The organism is Paenibacillus sp. FSL P2-0136, from assembly GCF_037975325.1.
Lineage (GTDB): Bacteria > Bacillota > Bacilli > Paenibacillales > Paenibacillaceae > Paenibacillus_AQ > Paenibacillus_AQ silagei.
In genome coordinates this window covers 5,479,795-5,497,273 of record NZ_CP150244.1, presented here as the reverse complement: position 1 = coordinate 5,497,273, position 17,479 = coordinate 5,479,795, and the positions used below count along the sequence as shown (strand labels likewise).

General features: G+C 54.1%; 14 protein-coding genes. 6 read left to right on the top strand and 8 right to left on the bottom strand.

Annotation, left to right across the window (positions count from 1 at the left end):
• The first annotated feature begins 31 nt into the window (after positions 1–31).
• Positions 32–3,805 carry an Ig-like domain-containing protein gene (locus NYE26_RS23295; RefSeq protein ID WP_339250448.1) on the top strand — a complete coding sequence of 1,258 codons (3,774 nt, stop codon included), beginning with the start codon at positions 32–34 and terminating at the stop codon, positions 3,803–3,805.
• A gap of 135 nt (positions 3,806–3,940) precedes the next feature.
• On the opposite strand, the gene NYE26_RS23290 is transcribed toward NYE26_RS23295, so the two are convergent.
• The 4 genes from NYE26_RS23290 to NYE26_RS23275 all read right to left on the bottom strand — a co-directional run bounded on the left by NYE26_RS23290 (position 3,941) and on the right by NYE26_RS23275 (position 8,378).
• A complete protein-coding gene (locus NYE26_RS23290) occupies positions 3,941–5,821 on the bottom strand; it encodes an ABC transporter permease (protein WP_339250446.1) in 1,881 nt (626 codons plus the stop codon).
• A complete protein-coding gene (locus NYE26_RS23285; protein WP_036732423.1) occupies positions 5,793–6,560 on the bottom strand; it encodes an ABC transporter ATP-binding protein in 768 nt (255 codons plus the stop codon). The genes NYE26_RS23290 and NYE26_RS23285 overlap by 29 nt, the downstream gene beginning before the upstream one ends.
• A 118-nt stretch (positions 6,561–6,678) precedes the next feature.
• The gene (locus NYE26_RS23280; RefSeq protein WP_036732421.1) at positions 6,679–7,677 is read right to left on the bottom strand and encodes a sensor histidine kinase; all 999 of its coding nucleotides are present in this window, start codon (positions 7,675–7,677) and stop codon (positions 6,679–6,681) included.
• Positions 7,674–8,378 carry a response regulator transcription factor gene (locus NYE26_RS23275; RefSeq protein ID WP_036732418.1) on the bottom strand — a complete coding sequence of 235 codons (705 nt, stop codon included), beginning with the start codon at positions 8,376–8,378 and terminating at the stop codon, positions 7,674–7,676. Before NYE26_RS23275 ends, NYE26_RS23280 begins: the two co-directional genes overlap by 4 nt.
• A gap of 241 nt (positions 8,379–8,619) precedes the next feature.
• Here NYE26_RS23275 and NYE26_RS23270 point away from each other — a divergent pair, with 241 nt between their 5' ends.
• Positions 8,620–9,462 (top strand): class I SAM-dependent methyltransferase, encoded by an 843-nt coding sequence (locus NYE26_RS23270; protein ID WP_339250443.1) that lies wholly within the window; start codon positions 8,620–8,622, stop codon positions 9,460–9,462.
• A 77-nt stretch (positions 9,463–9,539) separates the two neighbouring features.
• On the opposite strand, the gene NYE26_RS23265 is transcribed toward NYE26_RS23270, so the two are convergent.
• On the bottom strand, positions 9,540–10,505 hold the full coding sequence (locus NYE26_RS23265) for an MBL fold metallo-hydrolase (protein ID WP_339250441.1): 966 nt from the start codon (positions 10,503–10,505) through the stop codon (positions 9,540–9,542).
• Positions 10,506–10,874: 369 nt separating this feature from the next.
• On the opposite strand from NYE26_RS23265, the gene NYE26_RS23260 reads away from it, so the two are divergent.
• Positions 10,875–11,144, top strand: a complete 270-nt coding sequence (locus tag NYE26_RS23260) for a hypothetical protein (protein ID WP_339250439.1) — start codon at positions 10,875–10,877, stop codon at positions 11,142–11,144.
• Between the two features lie 15 nt (positions 11,145–11,159).
• Here NYE26_RS23260 and NYE26_RS23255 read toward each other — a convergent pair whose 3' ends face one another.
• Together NYE26_RS23255 and NYE26_RS23250 are read right to left on the bottom strand one after the other, a co-directional pair.
• Positions 11,160–12,308, bottom strand: a complete 1,149-nt coding sequence (locus tag NYE26_RS23255; RefSeq protein ID WP_339250437.1) for a glycoside hydrolase family 88 protein — start codon at positions 12,306–12,308, stop codon at positions 11,160–11,162.
• Positions 12,309–12,412: 104 nt separating this feature from the next.
• On the bottom strand, positions 12,413–12,874 hold the full coding sequence (locus tag NYE26_RS23250; protein WP_339250435.1) for a hypothetical protein: 462 nt from the start codon (positions 12,872–12,874) through the stop codon (positions 12,413–12,415).
• A 109-nt stretch (positions 12,875–12,983) separates the two neighbouring features.
• Between NYE26_RS23250 and NYE26_RS23245 the strand changes: the two genes are divergently transcribed.
• From NYE26_RS23245 to NYE26_RS23235, 3 genes are all read left to right on the top strand, one after another.
• Positions 12,984–13,919: a LytTR family transcriptional regulator DNA-binding domain-containing protein gene (locus NYE26_RS23245; protein ID WP_051478662.1), complete on the top strand. Its 936-nt coding sequence runs from the start codon at positions 12,984–12,986 to the stop codon at positions 13,917–13,919.
• A gap of 105 nt (positions 13,920–14,024) precedes the next feature.
• Positions 14,025–14,870, top strand: coding sequence for an ABC transporter ATP-binding protein (locus NYE26_RS23240; protein WP_339250432.1), 846 nt, complete (start codon positions 14,025–14,027; stop codon positions 14,868–14,870).
• Positions 14,867–15,577 carry an ABC transporter permease gene (locus NYE26_RS23235; RefSeq protein ID WP_339250430.1) on the top strand — a complete coding sequence of 237 codons (711 nt, stop codon included), beginning with the start codon at positions 14,867–14,869 and terminating at the stop codon, positions 15,575–15,577. Before NYE26_RS23240 ends, NYE26_RS23235 begins: the two co-directional genes overlap by 4 nt.
• 586 nt (positions 15,578–16,163) lie before the next feature.
• Here the strand turns inward: NYE26_RS23235 and fabV are convergent.
• Positions 16,164–17,354 carry an enoyl-ACP reductase FabV gene (fabV, locus tag NYE26_RS23230; RefSeq protein WP_339250428.1) on the bottom strand — a complete coding sequence of 397 codons (1,191 nt, stop codon included), beginning with the start codon at positions 17,352–17,354 and terminating at the stop codon, positions 16,164–16,166.
• Between the last annotated feature and the right edge of the window lie 125 nt (positions 17,355–17,479).

Genomic DNA, 17,479 nt, shown 5'->3' with positions numbered 1-17,479 from the left:
ACATCCCACGTTGAAAGGAAGAGGAGCCTTGGTGAAAAAACGTTTGCTTGCGGCACTTGCGGCCAGTCTGCTGTTCACGCTCAATCCCTCTACTCCGTTTGCGTCCCCTGTACATGCGGAGGAGGTGTTGTCCGGGACCGCATTTTATGTGGCTAATAATGGAAGCGATTCCAATGCCGGAACGCTGAATGCCCCATTTCTGACGCTTGAGAAAGCACGCGATACGATCCGGACGTTCAAAGCGGAGGAGGGACTGCCGGAAGGCGGCGTTACGGTGTATCTGCGTGAAGGCAGGTATGAACGGACGTCCAGCTTCGAGCTGCGGGAGCAGGATTCGGGCGAAGCCGGCAAGCCGGTCACGTATACGGCCTATCCGGGGGAGTCGGTTACGCTGTCAGGCTCCCGCCAGCTGGCCAAATCGGCATTCGTTCCGGTCACGGATCCGGCCATTCTCGGCCGGATCATCAGCCCGGAGGCGAGAACGAAGGTGCTGGCCGCAGATCTGGGAGCACTGGGCATCACCGATTACGGCCAGCTCAGCCGCCACGGCTATTATCTGGCCAATGATCTCAGCGAGGTGCCGCCGATGGAGCTGTATGTGGCCGGGCAGGGCATGACCCTGGCCCGCTGGCCCAATGAGAGCACCGTCCAGATGGATGAAATCCTTGATCCCGGTCCGACCCGGAAGGACCCGAACGGGGAAGTGCATACGCGCGGGGGCACCTTCACCTATACGTATGACCGGCCCCAGTACTGGACGCAGGCAGACGATATCTGGCTGGACGGGATTTTCGGCTACAGCTGGGAATGGTCGTACAATAAGATTGCTTCCATCGATACGGCCGCTAAGAGCATCACCCTCCGCTACGGGGAGATGAGCGGTATCTTCAAGAACTGGTATCCTGACTTCCACTTCGCGCAGAATCTGCTGGAGGAAATCGATATGCCCGGCGAATATTATATCGACCGCCCGGCCGGCAAGCTCTATTTTCTGCCGAATGCCGAGTTCGCTGCCGCGAATCCCGATATTGAAGTCACAATGCTGAAGAGTCCGATGATTAACGCACTGAATGCTTCGTACATCGACTTCTCCGAGCTTATTCTGGAGAACGGCCGTGATTCGGCAGCCGTATTCATGGGCGGCAGTCATATGCGTATCCTGAACAGCGAGATCCGTAACTTCACCAACAGCGGGGTGCTGGTCAATACGCAGAGCCGGTTCTACTACAACAATTTCGAAGGGGCGCCGGGTACGGACCATGCCATTATCAGCAGCCATATCCATCATATCGGCGGCACTGCCGTCACGCTGACAGGAGGGAACAAGACAACGCTTGCGCCCGGGAACAATGTGGTGGAGAATTCGCATATCCACGATTTTGCCTACTATCACAAAGCCTATAATCCCGGTGTACTGCTATCCGGCGTCGGTAACCGCATGTCGAACAATGAGCTGCATGACGCGCCCCATCCCGGCGTGCTGATCTTCGGCAATGACCATACCGTGGAGTATAACGAGATCTATGACGTATGCACCACCTTCTCGGATCTCGGCGCGATCTATATGAATGCGGGCGAGCAGCCCCATGAGCGGGGGACGGTCATCCGGCGCAATTATTTCCATAACATCGGCGAGAGCAAGGCCGGAGTAGAAGGGGTATACCCTGACAACTTCACGATGGGACTGACCATTGACGAGAATATTTTCTACAAGATGGGCAATTCGGCGATTAAAAATAACGGCGGATCCCATATCCTGACCCGCAACAATATCTTCATCGACAGCAAGCTTCCTTATGATTATGCGGATATGTTCCTGGGCGACGAGCCGGATGATCAGGTGCCGCTCAACTACATGCCGAAGTGGCAGGCGCTGTTCGCGGCGAACAATAATTTCACCGGCACCCCTTATATGACCAAGTATCCCGAGCTGGCGGATTTCTTCACGGAGAACCGGTATTATCCCGACACCAATACGTTCCAGGGGAATGTCGTCTACAACCCGTCGGTTCCGCGCAGCGTAACGACCAATGTGTACGGGGCCTACGACAAGTTCGGACTGGTCCAGTATGCGAGTAACTGGGTGACTGTCGCAGATCCCGGCTTCACCGACCTGGCGGGAGGCGATCTGTCGCTGCGGCCGGATGCGGATGTCTTTGGTGCCATTCCCGGCTTCCCTGACATTCCGTTTAACGATATCGGCGTTGACGGCAGGGCGGGCACGACAACCAGTCCGGACAGCTATCCCGTGCAGGGAGTTGCCGTCTATGACAATGAAATAACCGTGGACCGCTGGAAAACGGTGAAGCTGCGCACGGCAGTGCTTCCGTGGAATGCGGATCATCCCGCCCTGACCTTCACTTCGGCTGATCCCGCCATCGCGGCAGTGGACGGCGCAGGTAATGTTACTGGCCAGTCGGTCGGCAGCACGGTCATTACGGTAGCCTCGGCAGAGAATCCGCTGCTGACCGCCACGGTCACGGTTCATGTGGAGGCCGGCGACGGCGTGATGGATTTCACGGACTTTGAATCCGGTGCGAACGGCTGGCTGCAGGATGCCAACCGCAGCATTGAGAAGATTGGCACGAACCGCTGGTACAAGGTACTGAACGGGGCCTCATCGCTCAGTGCCAAGACCTTCTCCGACTATGAGCTGAGCTTCAGGCTGAAGACGCCGGAGGTGATGGGGAATAATGCGACCCTGTATATCTTCGACCGTCAGGCCGGGAGCGGCTCCAGCCGGGTCGGCTACAAGACCCGGGCGGACGGCAGCTCTGCGTGGCTGCTGTACAATTCGGCCTGGACGGTGCTGAAGGAAGTCAAGCTGCCGGGGCATGACCTGCAGCCGGATACAGAATACAGTGTCAAAATGCTTGTGAAGGGCGGCGATATCAGCGTCTATCTGGACGGAGCCTTCCGCTTGAAGGGCAATGATCCGGGACACAATGCAGAGGGCAAAGTCGGCTTCTACGTCAGCAATGTCAGCCAGATGCACTTCGATGACATTCAGTTCAAGGCTCTGACGACTACGCTGACCGGGATTATTCCGGCGGAGAGCGCGGTGCGTCTGGCCGCAGGGGAGCAGCGGCCGTTGCAGGTGGCCTTCGACCCTGCGGATACGCCGGATACAGGCGTGACCTGGCAGTCGGCCAACCCGGCGGTCGCTACGGTGGACAATACGGGCGTTGTGCATGCCGTATACGAGGGGCAGACGGTCATCTCGGCGGTGTCTACGGTGAATCCGCTCATCAAGGCGGATATTACCGTCACCGTCTCTAATATTATGCATGAGACGGACTTCGAGAACGGGGGCAACGGCTGGCCGGTGGACCCTAACCGCAGCATCGCCGCTGATCCGGACGGCAACCGCCGCTATAAGCTGCTGAACGGCGCGTCAGGCCTGCTGGACCGCAGCTTCACGGATTATCAGCTGGAGTTCAAGCTGAAGACGCCGTCCGTGATGCCGGATAACGGCATCCTGTACATCTTCGACCGCCAGGACAGCTCCGGCTCCACCCGGATCGGCTACCGGACCCGGGCAGACGGATCTTCCTCCTGGATCCTGTATGATACAGCGTGGCAGAAGCTTACCGAGAGTGTACTGCCGGGGCATGACCTGCTGCCGGATACGGAATATGATGTGAAGGTAACGGTGAGAGGCGGAGATATCGCCGTATCTGTGAATGGTTCGCCAAGGCTCTCCGGCAGCGATCCGAACCACCGCCCGTCCGGCAAGGTCGGCTTCTATACCAGCGGCTTCGCTTATATGCTGTTCGACGATATCACCTTCTCGGTTCTGCCGTAACGGAGGGCGGGCGCTGCTTGCGCAGAATCCGAACGGGTGCAGTTAGAATAACCACGGGTCCAGCTGGAATAGACCATGTATACAGCAAGAAGCCGCTCCCTTACGGGGCGGCTTCTTTGCCTTGCGCTACCGGTCTTATCCGGCCAGCGCGGACCGGATCTGCCTCGTGTAGAACAGGCGGACAATGAAGAAGTAGATTACCTGAATGACGAAGAACAGGCCCAGCACAAGCAGGGACTCCCTGAATATGGAGTACTGGAACATATTCGACAACGCTGTAAGGGCAACGGCTCCATGGATAAGGGCGACCACGATCGGCGCGAAGAAGAGCAGGCTGAGCTGGCGGTTCAATATCCGGCGAAGCTCTTTGTCACTTAGCCCCAGCTTGGAGATGGCCCTGAACTTCTGTTTGTCCTCATCCAGATCGCTGTACAGCCGGAAATAGAGAAAGCTGCCGGCAGAGACAAAAAATACGATCCCGACAAAAAAACCGATGAACATCACGGGGCCAAAGCCGTCATTCGTCTTGGAGGTTAAATACTCGAGTGCATAGAAAGTATACTGCTCATCATAGGGAAGCTCATTCGTCAGCTTTGCTCCTGCCTTCTCTGCACCCGGCTGTCCAATCGCTCCGTGCCATGCATAATACCGGCTCACTTTGAGCGGCTGTCCAAGCTTGCCGATCCATTCATCGGGGACGACGTAATAACCGCTGACTCCCCGCACCGCCCAAGATACGATAGCCTGGTCCGCCTCGATGATGATTCCTGACTGCAGCTCGACTGGCTGGTTGAGCATTTCTTCTCCCTCGCGGGACAGGCCGAAATCTACAACGGCTGCTTTCCCTGCGGTAAGCCGGATGGGATTTAGCCCCAGCAGCTCGGCTACATGGTTATATTCGGATTGCTTCACCAGAACCATTGTCCGGCCCTCCATAGCCTTATAGTAGTTAAGCTCCAGACCTGTTTTCTCGGCGGCAATCCCGGCTCTGCCCAGGCTCTCGTCAATCAGCTGTATATGGGCCTGTACCTTGCTGTCTCCATCCAAGGACTGATAGGTGAACAGATAGGGATTCTTCTGTGTCAGCGCTCCGTTGATCATCGACTGGAAGCCGTATAAGGCTCCTATCGCGCTGAAGGACACAGTAGAGATGATCGCGACCAGGAAAAAGGAACGCGCGTTGTCCTTCATCCGGTAGGCCAGATCAGAGAGCAGCAGCATATTGGTTCTGCGCCAGAATAGCTGCTCACGCGCCTTCAGCTTACGGATCAGGTACACACTGAGCTGTGTGAACAGCAGATAGGTTCCGATTGACACCATAATGACCACCGGCGCGAGCAGCAGCACCACACTCAGACCGCTCGCCCGAAGAGACAGGAAGTAGCTGATTCCCAGCAGTGTTACCACCAGCAACGACAGTAGAAGCGAGGCCTTCGGCTCCGGCTTGGGCTGACGGTTGGAATGGATGAGCGTGATCAGCTTGCCGCTGCGCAGCACCGTAGAGATGAACAGGGAGATCAGGACGAACAGCAGCAGGAAGGAGATCAGCGTCAGCACTATCGCCTTGAAGGGGAAATAGAATTGCAGCGGCTCGTTCAGCGCAAGCACATTCTCCCCGGCAAGCAGAATCCCCTTGGCAAAAATAACGCCGAGTCCGATGCCGCTGAGCGTGGCGCCTGACCCGACGATCATATTCTCCAGAAAGATCATCCGCCGGAGCTGCCGGACCGTCATGCCATGCATCATCATCAGCCCGAATTCCCGTTTCCGCGATTGCAGAAATGCACTCATGGAATAGAGCACGAAGAAGAAGGAGAACACATAGATCACCCATTTGGAGACCGAGAGCGCAAGAGCCGCACTGGATTGAATATTGTCCCCGCTCAGCACCGGATGGTAGGCAAAGATGGAAAAGGTAAAGAAGACCATCACGGTAAACATGCTGCTGAGAAAATAGGCGGTGTATAGCCTCATGTTCCGGGTGACATTACGGAATGCGAACTGGCGGAATGTCATGGCTATATCCCCCTAACAGCGAAAGTGTGTCGATGATTTTCTGGAAAAAGCTCTGGCGGTTATCCCCGCAGTGAATCTCCGTATAGAATCTGCCATCCTTAATGAAGACGACCCGGTGACAATAGCTGGCGGCTACAGCATCATGGGTAACAAGCATCATCGTCGCGGACTGCTCACGGTTGAGCGTTTCCAGCAGATCCATCACATCCCTGGCGGCTTTGGAATCGAGATTGCCGGTAGGTTCATCCGCCAGCAGCAGCTTCGGCGAATGAATCATGGCTCTGGCGATTGCTGTCCGCTGGGCCTGTCCGCCGGAGATCTCGTAGGTGCGTTTTTTCATAATGGCGCTGATCCCCAGCTTACCGGCAATCTCCCGGGCCTTATGCTTCATTTCACTGACCCGGGTTCCATCCAGTGTCAGCGGAAGCACGATATTCTCCTCCACAGTCAGGGTGTTCAGCAGATTGAAATCCTGAAACACAAACCCCAGCTCCCGGCGGCGGAAGACCGCCAGCTCATTTTTGTCCAGCTTGCCCGTGTCCTTGTTATCAATCCTAATGCTTCCGGTAGTCGGAACGTCCACTGTGGCAATCAGATTCAGCAGAGTGGTTTTTCCGCTGCCCGAGGGTCCCATTATCCCCACGAATTCTCCGGCTGCAATGGTTAAATCAATGTCGGTCAATGCCCGGTAGGCGACGTTTCCTTCATAGATTTTACTGACCTTTTTTACCTCCAGCATATGGCTGTACTCCCCCTCTATGTGTGCAACACACTTGTTCTGTAACCAATATACCGGAGACGGCAGCAGCTCAGCCATCGATTTAGATTTCACTTTTATTACATGCCTGTAAGCTAAGCTAAGGATTCGCCGTCAAAATAATCCGCACCACCGTTCCCTCGCAGGTCGCCGATTCCAGCTCAAGCCGGTGTCCGAGACGGTCTGCGGACTCCTTCGTCAGATACAGCCCCATTCCGGTAGACTCCCGCAGTCCGCGCCCGTTGTCGCCGGTGAAGAAAGGGTCGAATACTCGTTTGAGATCAGACGCCTGAATCCCGATTCCCCGGTCCTTGACCTCAATGACCGCATCCGTTCCTCTGAGATAACAGTCTACAGTGATTTTCCGGCCGTTCTCCGTGTTAGCCGCCGCTGAATATTTGATGGCATTGTTCATAATCTGCGACAGCATGAAGAACAGCCATTTCTCATCCGTCTGGGCGGTAATGTCCGGAGCGGAGGCGCGGACCTCGGGGTAGATATGGCTGCGGATGAACAGGCGTCTGTGATCATGGACAACCTCGTTCACCAGCTTCGGCAGGACGACAGGCTTGATGTGGAAATCCTTCTCAAAAGCCCGCAGCCTGGCCATATACAGCACGGTATGCAGTCCGCTGCGCATACGCTCCAGCTCCTCGCGGATGCTGGCAAACTCCGGCTCGTCCATATTCTGCACGGTCAGCTCTATGACCGACAACGGCGTCTTCATCTGATGGACCCATTGGTCGATGAAAGTCAGATGCTGCTCCTGCTGCTGCTTCACCGCCGTCAGCTGCTGCTGATAGTAGCCGTACTGGGTGTGCAGCAGCTGCTCCAGCGCAGTGGATACAGGGTGGTTCTCCAGCTTCTGAAAGGATTCGTCCAGTGTCTCCAGAGGTCTGCTGAGGCGGAGATAATAACGGCGCCTGCTGATATATTGGTAGATTAAGTAGCAGCTGAGGAAGAAGAAGCCTATGAAGACCGCATAGAGCGCGGTCGGCAGATCGCGGTAGCCGTCCAGCCAGTAAATGGACAGCATAGCGCCGAATTGCACGATCTGCACAGCCAATAACAACGCATGCTCACGGAGAAACAGCCTCATGACTCCCCCTCTGACCAGCTGTTGTTGAGCCGGTATCCCGAACCCCTGACGGTAAGCACGGCATCCTCCATCCCCAGCTCCTGGAATTTCTTGCGCACCCGTGCGATATTCACATTCAGCGTATTCTCATCCACAAAAGCCTGCGGGTCCCATAGCTTCTCCAGCAGCGCTTCCCGGCTGGCAACCCTCGGGTAACGCTCCATCAGACTCTCGATGAGATCCGATTCCTTGCGGGTAAGGGGCACGACCGCCTGCCCGTACTGCAGTTCAAGCCTTTCAGGATACAGCATCAGCCCTTCCTTCTCGAGCACCAGCTCCTCGCGTTTAGCCGCATATTCCCCGTAGGCCCGCCGGAGATGGCTGTGGATCTTAGCGAGCACAATTCCGGAATGGAACGGCTTGGTGATATAATCATCCCCGCCGTTCTCAAGCGCCATGATCTGGTCCATCTCACCGTCGCGCGCCGAGATGAACAGCACAGGACAGGTGGAGACCCTGCGGATCTGCCGGCACCAGTAATACCCGTCATAGCTGGGCAGATTCACATCAAGCAGAACCAGCTCCGGTCTCATCTCCTCGAATTCCTGCAGCACCAGGCGAAAGTCCCTGACCCTTACGGCCTCATATCCATATTTCTCAATAGCCGAGTGCAGCAGATCTGCAATCTTCGGATCATCTTCCACAATCATGATTCTGGACATCTTCATGGGTCTCCTTGTCTTGTTCAGTTAAGTACATATATAACACGGGTGGAGGTGTAAGGGAAGCTAGCGGGGAGGATGGTTGGAAGTCATAAAGGGTGGAAGTGCTATACGATTAGGCACACTACCTCGCAGCAGCAACTTTTATTTTAATCATTCTATGCCTGGAGACAGACATAGAGGATCGCATACCATTTAGGTACGGGGAGTTAATGAGAGTATAACGGCCCGAAAGCTTTTTATGAAAGGAAACCATATGATTAATCACCTGTTTTCACTTGCTAGACAACCTGCACTCTGGCAACGAAGCGTTGAACCCTTTTGGAATGACGGGCATATCTCGAAGCAAATGCTGGAAGCTCATCTGAATCCGGACTGGGAAGCGGCGAGCCGCAGGCACAGCGATATTGACTGTTCAGTGAAGTGGCTTAGCCGTCTGATCCCGCCGGGGAGCCGTATTCTTGACCTTGGCTGTGGACCGGGACTCTATACCAAGCGTCTCTCTGAACAGGGGTATAATGTAACGGGACTTGATTTCTCAAGACGTTCAATCGCCTATGCCCAAGAGCATGATACGCGGAGCCGGTATATCTATCAGAATTATTTGGAGCTGAATTATACCGAAGCGTTCGATAGCATCACCTTGATTTATTGTGATTACGGCGCGCTTACACTAAGTGAGCGAAACACCCTACTGTCTAAGGTATACCTTGCCTTAAAGCCAGGCGGTCTGTTTATCTTCGATGTGTTCACGCAGAAGACGAATTGGAGTAAGCAGGATAGTACCTCGTGGAGGGTGTATCCAGACGGAGGTTTTTGGAATGCTGAACCGCATGTATGTCTCGAAGCGTCTTATTTCTTCGAGGGGCATACCGTGGAGGCCCGTCAGACCGTCATACTTACCGATCATGAGCTTCATCATTATTTGATCTGGAACACGGTGTTTACACAGGAGACCCTTGCGGATGAAGTGTTGCCTTGGGGATTTCAACTGGACAGTGTTTACGATGATAGTTGCGGGAGTCCGTATACGGGGGGAGCAGACACGCTATGTTTTGTACTTAGGAAGGCACAGCCTGCATAGAGAAAAGCAAGAAAAGAAGAGATATGCTCTCTTTTCTTGCCTCGTCTGGTTATAAGATCTACATCGAATACTCTCTGTTACTCCCCTGATGCAGTAATCAGGTCATACAGCTTATTCAAATTTGTCTTGAAATAGGTTGTGAAGTACCAAGCCCGGTATTCTTCGGGTATTTCAATCTCTTCAATACTCTGCTGATTCTGAACGGCTTCGGTCACGATGGCGATCATTCTGCTTATGTATCCCTTCACCTCATGAAGCTGTTGCAGGGAGCAGACCTCACCATGCCCCGGTATAATCGTCTCCACATCCAACCGCTCAATCTGCTCCAGAATATGCAGCCACTCCTGAGGGTTGGCATTGGCCAGAACCGGATGGTGGTTTGAGAGCACGAGGTCCCCGATGATGACAATTTTATCTTCCGGGAGGTACACAATGGCATCACTTTGTGTGTGTCCTCCGCCATATGTAATGAGCTGCGCGCTGCGGTTGCTGCCGTGAATGGTCATTTGCCGGTCAAAAGTTATCGTCGGCACCGTATGCACCAGCTGCGGCAGCATATTCACAAATTCACGGTCCGTTGCATTCTCCCAGGCCATTTCCTGCTGCAGCTTAGTATCCGTCTCCTGCTCGCATTGCAATTCAGCTTCTCCGATCGCCTCTAGCATCTTCTCTCTGTTGTTCTGGTACTGGGCTACCCGGTCTCTGGCAAATGTATTCATCGTCTCATGTGTGCCCAATGTTGCAATCAGCTGAGCGTCAGGCACAAACACCTGATTGCCAGTGGTATGATCGCTATGCCAGTGTGTGTTGATTACATAGGATACAGGGTTCCCTGTGAGATGCTCAGCAGCAGCCTTCAAATCCTGAGCCGCCTCCAGCGTAGCGTATGTATCCACCACCAGAGTGAGTCCCCCCAGATCAATAATGGCTGCGTTTGCGAGTGAGCCTGTGCCTGGAACCGCAACCGCTGCAACGGTGCTATCTGCAACATATTGCAGACGGAAATGCCTGGAGCCTTGAAATGATTCAATCCTGTTCAGCATAGTAATCTCTCCCTTCCAACATGGGAATATACTATACGCTACAAGAGTCCGCTAGACAATATTTTTCTGGATTTTCATTTGATTTCCGTTTAATTGGTGATATTCGCAGAGCTTACGAACGGTTCAATTTGAAGAAGAATCCTGCCAAAAAATGCAATAATACTGCTCCTTAAAAGCGGCCGGTGAGAAAGGCATTAGCATCGTTCACCCGCAGGGTGATTTTGTTCTTGATTAGGAAATTGTGATTTGCGTCCGATATGGATAAGTTGTGCATAAAGTTGGGGGTAAGTGTCTTGGAGCATCGGCAGGATGACTATATTCTGGATCAGTAATAGGAATGACTTCGCTGATTTCACCGAATAGCCGGATATGGTCAAAAAACCGACCACATTCGGTGCGGCAGAGGCGTGTGGGCCGGATATGGTCGAAAAACCGACTACATTCGGTGCGGCAGAGGCGTGTGGGCCGAATATGGTCGAAAAACCGACCACATTCGGTGCGGCAGAGGCGTGTGGGCGGGATATGGTCGGAAAACCGACTACATTCGGTGCGGCAGAGGCGTGTGGGCCGAATGTGGTCGAAAAACCGATCACAATGGGGATGCCGCAGGATGATTTTGTTCTTAATTCGTCCTCTTAAAATCTAGATAGTATATTATTTCACTCTGTCCCCCCGCTCATACCAATACCCCGGTACACCACGCGCAAGACGCAGCAGCGCCTCCAGGAAGAAGTAATCGCCCCAGATCATGAAGTCATCCGGGGAGGCGTTGCCTCTGACGGAATAGGAGCCGTGCCGCAGAAATCCCTCTTCTAATGGGTGGCCTGCGGTGAAGTAGTGATTGATCAGCAAGTCCATGGATTTGTTCACGGCGTCCCTGAAATAGTCCCGGTCCGGATCATTCTCCGGCAGATGCTCCAGCAGCTCCAAGAGTCCGCATGCTGTGATAGCGGAAGCGGAGCTGTCGCGCGGGGTGCCTTCCTGCTGCGGGGCATCGAAATCCCAATAGGCGACATGATCGGCGGGGAGATGCTCCACGAAGTAGCGGGCCATTCTTTTGGAGGTTTCAAGATAATGCGGATCTTGGAAGCTGCGGTAAGCGAGAGCGAAGCCGTAGACGCCCCAAGCCTGGCCCCGTGTCCAGGTGGAGCCGTCCTGATACCCCTGCGCCGTCCCCCCGCGAAGGGCATCCCCCGTCTGCTGGTCGAAATAAAAGGTATGGTAAGAAGAGTCGTCGCCCCTCACCAGGAAGCGGCGGCTTGTCTCGGCGTGAATACGGGCAGCCCTGGCATAGCTCGGGTCGCCGGTCTGTTCGCTGGCCCAGCAGAGGAGCGGAAGATTCATCAGGCAGTCGATGATGATTCGCCCGCCGTTGTCTTCATCGCCCTCGGGTCCCCAAGCCTGAAACAGCTGCGGACCGGGGCGCCAGCGCTTCATCAGCTGGTCCGCTGCCTGAAGAGCGAGCAGACGCGAGGCTTCATCCTTGTCTGCAATCCAGCGGGCCTTGGCCGAGAGCGAGTACAGGAAGCCGATATCGTGGTGATCCAGCGCCTGCCCGTCCAGCATGCGCTGGCGGAAGGAATCTGTCGCCTGGATGGCGGCGGCATGAATCTCCGGGTCCTGGCTGTATTCATAGCTTAGCCACAGAATGCCGGACCAGAAGCCCTCCGTCCAGTTGGTGTGGTCTGTCAGATGGTATTTGCCGTTCCCCATACTTACGATCGGAAAGCTCTTCCCAAATCGCTTCACATTAAGCCGCGTAGTCGTAAGCGTCTGCTCAATCGCCTGCTCCCAGTTCATCATACCCGCCATAACCTCCATCATATCGCTATAGTGTGCTTAACCATATTATAAGCCGGTTAAGCTGTAGGTTTGTTGCGCAAAACTATAGTTATATTGCGGATCTGCTATGAACGGACCTGCCCGTAGACGCTCCAGCTGTTGACTAAATGACCGGCGGCGAACAGACAGGCCGGAACAACGAATAACCAGGACTGGAGCCATACGCCAAGCAGCAGGAAGTAGAGGGCCGGGAAGACGGCCATCGGAACGGGGATACCCAGCCAGGGCTTGAACAGCACCGCAAAAGCTCTCCCGCTCCGGTAATAGCGCACCCAGCAGCCATAGTACACCAGCATGCAGAGTGCCATCAGTATGGCGGATACTCCCAGGGGCTCAGCAGCAATCATTCGGCCGAAAAGAATGGGCATCATGAAGCAGGTGATCTGACCTGCCCGCTCCAGGAGCGTGAAGACCAGCGGGACGGAGTCCAGGGAGCCGGGAACACTCCTGGGCGGGAAGAATATGAATAGTAGATTCGGCAGTAATACGAGTAAAGAGATGATAAAACCTTGAGCATGCAATCCCATCGCAGAAATCCGCCTTCCTGAGCATTGATAGTGGCCGTACCTGACAAATACATAGCATAACTCTATAATTGCATTATATATCCTAGAGAGTCTGGAGCGGGAGGAAGATATGCAATTTCAACCTATATATGAAGACGGAGAATTAATTATGCCGAAGCTTGAGCTTGATCTGTCTGCGAGCCCTTCGGTTGGTATTATCACAGATTTGAGGCGCAAGCAGTTATTAATGGAGCAATTGTCCCGGGAATCCGGCAATTATTTGTCGTGGGCCGGGCAGAACGAATATATGCGGTTGACGGTAGAGGAGCTAATCTCGTTTCTGATCCGAATGTCGGGACGGGAGGAGCGGGCGGCTGTGTTAACTGATTATTTTGCGCTGAAGGAGGAACGTAAGGTCAGATTGATGCAGCTCAGCTCTTCGAAAAGGGTGTATGTGACCCTGCTGCGGGCCTTTTTCGCCCATCAGTCCACGCTCGTATTGGAGGAGCCGTATTTCTATCTGGAGGAGCAGGACCGCCGCCAGCTGAAGCGGATACTGGATGACCTGTCGCAGCAGAAAAGGATACTCATTCTGACCTCGAATCTGGAGGATGCGCTGATCTCCTGTGATGTCATTTACCGGCTGAGCGGGTCCGGGCTTCATCAGCTGGATATCCGCGATTCGGAAGAGGAGAAGCAGGAGGCAGTGAAGCAGGATGAGGCCAACATCACCTTGCAGAAGGTCTCGACCAAACGGGAGGATAAGGTGATTTTATTTGATCCGCCCGAGATTGATTTTATTGAAAGTGTAGAAGGCTCTATCCTGGTACATGTCGGCGGTGAGCATTATGACTGTGCCCTGACCTTGACCCAGCTTGAAGCGCGGCTGCTGAATTTCGGCTTCTTCCGGTGCCACCGGTCCTACATCGTCAATCTGCAAAAGGTACGTGAGATCATTACCTGGACGAAGAACAGCTACAGTCTGCGGCTGAACACCGGCAAGGAGGCCGTGGTTCCGTTATCCCGCTCCAAATTGCAGGAACTTAAGGCGCTGCTTAAGCTGTAAAAGGTACCGTTCAGGCCGGAATGGGTACAATTCACCCGGTTTTGGTGGCTGAAAGGCTGAATTCTGGATAACGTTAAGTCATCAACAACATAAGGATGTGGTGAGATGGCGGTTATTCAGGTAGAACAGGTCCGCAAGACCTTCGGGGCGAGAGATGCGCTGACAGAGGTGTCCTTCAGTATTCCAAAAGGGGAGATTTTCGGGTTCCTCGGTCCGAGTGGTGCAGGCAAAACCACCTTGATTAAGATTCTGACTGCACAGCTGAAGCCGACAGGCGGAGTGGCCAAAGTATTCGATCAGCCGGCGGAGGCGATGCAGCAGTCGGCCCAGAAGATGCGTTTTGGCATTCTGACCGATAACAGCGGCTTGTACGAGCGGTTGTCCATCGAGGAGAATCTGGAGCTGTACCGGAAGCTGTACGATCTTCCCCGCTCTGCGGTGGAGCAGGTGCTGCAGTTCGTTAATTTAAGCAGTGAGCGCAAGAAGAAAACAAATACGCTGTCCAAAGGGATGCGTCAGCGGGTGATGCTGGCCTGCGCCATTATCCATGAGCCGGAGCTGTTGTTCCTGGATGAGCCGACCTCGGCACTGGACCCTGTGAATTCAGCGCATATCTATAAAGGTTTACGTTATCTGAATGAGAAGGGGACCACCATCTTCATCACCACGCATGATATGGCGGAGGCGGAGCTGCTCTGTAACCGTGTAGCAATTCTCTATCAGGGACGCATCCAGACCATCGGCTCACCAAGGGAGCTGAAGCGGCAGCACCGCGAGAACCTGATCCGGGTGGAGCTGACCAGCGGAGAGGCTTGTGAGCTTCCGGTGGATGGGGACACGGCGGACCGGATCGCGGATTGGATGAAGCGGGGACTCATTGAACGGGTAGAGACGAAGGAACCTAGCCTGGGTGATATTTTTATCAAAATGACGGGAAGTGAGCTGCTATGAACATCTCCTATAAGCGGGCCAGCGCGATCTTTGTGAAGGATTATAAGGAATTCTCGCGCAATTATGCGCTGTCCATTATGCTGCTGTTTCCGATTCTGTTTGCGGTGCTGTTCAAAAGCGCAGGTGCATCCTTGCCGGGAGCTGCCGGATTTCTGTTCAACAGCTCGTTTGTTCTACTGACCTGCTTCGCCCAAGCTTGCCTGATTGCGGAAGAGAAGGAGCGCAACACGCTGCGTACACTCATGCTGACACCGGCTACAACAATGGATGTGCTGATGGGTAAAAGCAGTCTGGTCTTTGTCATGTCGACGGTGGTTCTCGCCATTTCTACACTATTGTTTGGCTATGAGCCTGCAAATATAGGGGTATTCGTAGCCGCGATCGTTCTTTCCATTGTTCTCTACACGGCAGCCGGGACGATCTGCGGTCTCTATTCCAAAACCTTACTGGATGCGTCCTTATCGATCATCCCGGTAGCCTTCATCTTCATGGGCGCACCTTGGGGTGCCGTACTGGCGAAGAATTATCCGGTGTTCGGGGTGCTGGATTACATGCCAAGCAGCCAGCTGGTGCACTTGCTGAACCTAAGCCCAGCCGGTTATTCGGCGGGAGAGGTGTGGCCGTCTCTTCTAATTATTGCGGCGTGGACAGCCGTGCTGACCCTTGTGTCTGTGGTGCTGTACCAGAAGCGGCTCCGGGACGAATAGGCTGGCGGGGCTGTGACAATTCGTGGCGCGGGCTGTCCTTACAGCCGGGCAGAAGGCTAAATAGCCGCTCCGGAAGGAGCGGCTTTCTTGGTGTACAGGAATTGCGCAGGTGCATGGCCCGAATGTATGCGGAAAACAGCATACATTGTGCTCGCATGCAGGTGCATGGCCCGAATGTATGTGAAAAACAGCATACATTGTGTTCGCATGCAGGCGCATGGCACGAATGTATGCGGAAAACAGCATACATTGTGCTCAAATGAAGGCGCATGGCCCGAATGTATGCGGAAAACAGTATACATTGTGTTCAAATGAAGGCGCATGGCCCGAATGTATGCCGAAAACAGCATACATTGTGCTCAGATGCAGGCGCGTGGCTCGAATGTATGCGAAAAACAGCATACATTGTGCTCAGATGCAGGCGCATAGGCTAAATGTATGTGAAAAACAGCATACATTGTGCTCAGATGCAGGCACATAGCCCGAATGTATGCGAAAAACAGCATACATTCTGCACGCACGCAGGTAATCTTATTCATCCGTTAGGATGATTTTGTTCCGCGTGCGTACAGCGAGCGTCAAGCTTTTATACCATATTAGGAATCTCTACGGCAGGGTCTGTCTCAGCTTCATAGTCTACGCCTTCGGTACGGAAGCCGAACAGATGGAAGAAGTCGTCCTGATAGCCTGCCAGATCCGCCAGCTCAGGCACATTATCCGTCTCCAACTCATTCCAGCGTCTCATGACCTCGATCTGCACATCCTCGCGCATCTCCCAGTCGTCAATGCGGATCAGGTGGCTGCCGTCCGCAGCCGCTTCACCGCCGTTATACAGATGGTCTGCGAACAGACGGTACATCTGCTGGATGCAGTTCTCGTGCAGCTCCTTCTCCTTCATAACTCTGTACAGGGCGGAGATATACAGCGGCACCACCGGGATCGCAGAGCTGGACTGGGTAACCAGTGCCTTATTCACGGATACGAAGGCCCGGCCGCCGGTGTCGGATAGCTGCTCGTTCAAGGCAATGGCGGTCTGCTCCAGATGGTTCTTCGCCTGGCCGATAGTTCCGTCCTTGTAGATAGGATGCGTAATCTTGGGTCCGATATAAGAGTACGCTACGGTAGTTGCTCCCTCAGCAAGCACACCGGCCTCCTGCATCTGGCTGATCCACATGCCCCAGTCTTCCCCGCCCATCACGGCGATGGTCTGGCGGACTTCATCCTCTGTAGCCGGTTCAATGGTAACGGTGGAGACTTCTCCGGTATGGAAGTTCATCGTCTTGTTCGAATAGGCTTGGCCTACCGGCTTAATCACCGAGGAGAACACTTCTCCGGTTACCGGATGGGTGCGGCGCGGGGAGGCTACGCTGTACACGACCAGATCAACGGTGCCAAATTCGGCCTTGATCAGCTCGATTGTTTTGGTCTTGATTTCATTCGAGAAGGCATCGCCGACGATGCTGAAGGATTTCAGCCCCTGCTTGGCCGCTTCACGTTCAAAGGCAGCAGAATTGTACCAGCCTGCGGAAGCGGTGCGGGTGCCTTCAGCAGCCTTGTCAAAGAAGACGCCGATGGTGTTCGCGCCTGCGCCAAAGGCAGCGGCAATCCGCGAAGCCAGTCCATAGCCTGTGGAAGCGCCGATGACCAGCACGTTCACCGGGCCGGTAAGCTTCTTTTGGGACCGTACATAATCGATCTGTTCCTGTATTTGTCCGGCACATCCCTCCGGGTGAGCTGTTGTGCAGATAAAGCCGCGTGTTTTTGGCTGAATAATCATCAAGGATATCCCCTTTGTTTTAGTTTTTAACTTTTTTCGTTAATATAGAGTATAGCAAATGATGGCATAGAAAGATAAGCCTTCAATATAATGAATAGCAATTTTGTATGCCTGCCGCTATGAAT

Bases quoted from the DNA above. Each gene is read 5' to 3' on its own strand.
- NYE26_RS23290 (WP_339250446.1), bottom strand. From the start codon at position 5,821: ATGACATTCCGCCAGTTCGCATTCCGTAATGTCACCCGGAACATGAGG.
- NYE26_RS23285 (WP_036732423.1), bottom strand. From the start codon at position 6,560: ATGCTGGAGGTAAAAAAGGTCAGTAAAATCTATGAAGGAAACGTCGCC.
- NYE26_RS23280 (WP_036732421.1), bottom strand. From the start codon at position 7,677: ATGAGGCTGTTTCTCCGTGAGCATGCGTTGTTATTGGCTGTGCAGATC.
- NYE26_RS23275 (WP_036732418.1), bottom strand. From the start codon at position 8,378: ATGTCCAGAATCATGATTGTGGAAGATGATCCGAAGATTGCAGATCTG.
- NYE26_RS23270 (WP_339250443.1), top strand. From the start codon at position 8,620: ATGAAAGGAAACCATATGATTAATCACCTGTTTTCACTTGCTAGACAA.
- NYE26_RS23265 (WP_339250441.1), bottom strand. From the start codon at position 10,505: ATGCTGAACAGGATTGAATCATTTCAAGGCTCCAGGCATTTCCGTCTG.
- NYE26_RS23260 (WP_339250439.1), top strand. From the start codon at position 10,875: ATGGTCAAAAAACCGACCACATTCGGTGCGGCAGAGGCGTGTGGGCCG.
- NYE26_RS23255 (WP_339250437.1), bottom strand. From the start codon at position 12,308: ATGATGAACTGGGAGCAGGCGATTGAGCAGACGCTTACGACTACGCGG.
- NYE26_RS23250 (WP_339250435.1), bottom strand. From the start codon at position 12,874: ATGGGATTGCATGCTCAAGGTTTTATCATCTCTTTACTCGTATTACTG.
- NYE26_RS23245 (WP_051478662.1), top strand. From the start codon at position 12,984: ATGCAATTTCAACCTATATATGAAGACGGAGAATTAATTATGCCGAAG.
- NYE26_RS23240 (WP_339250432.1), top strand. From the start codon at position 14,025: ATGGCGGTTATTCAGGTAGAACAGGTCCGCAAGACCTTCGGGGCGAGA.
- NYE26_RS23235 (WP_339250430.1), top strand. From the start codon at position 14,867: ATGAACATCTCCTATAAGCGGGCCAGCGCGATCTTTGTGAAGGATTAT.
- fabV (WP_339250428.1), bottom strand. From the start codon at position 17,354: ATGATTATTCAGCCAAAAACACGCGGCTTTATCTGCACAACAGCTCAC.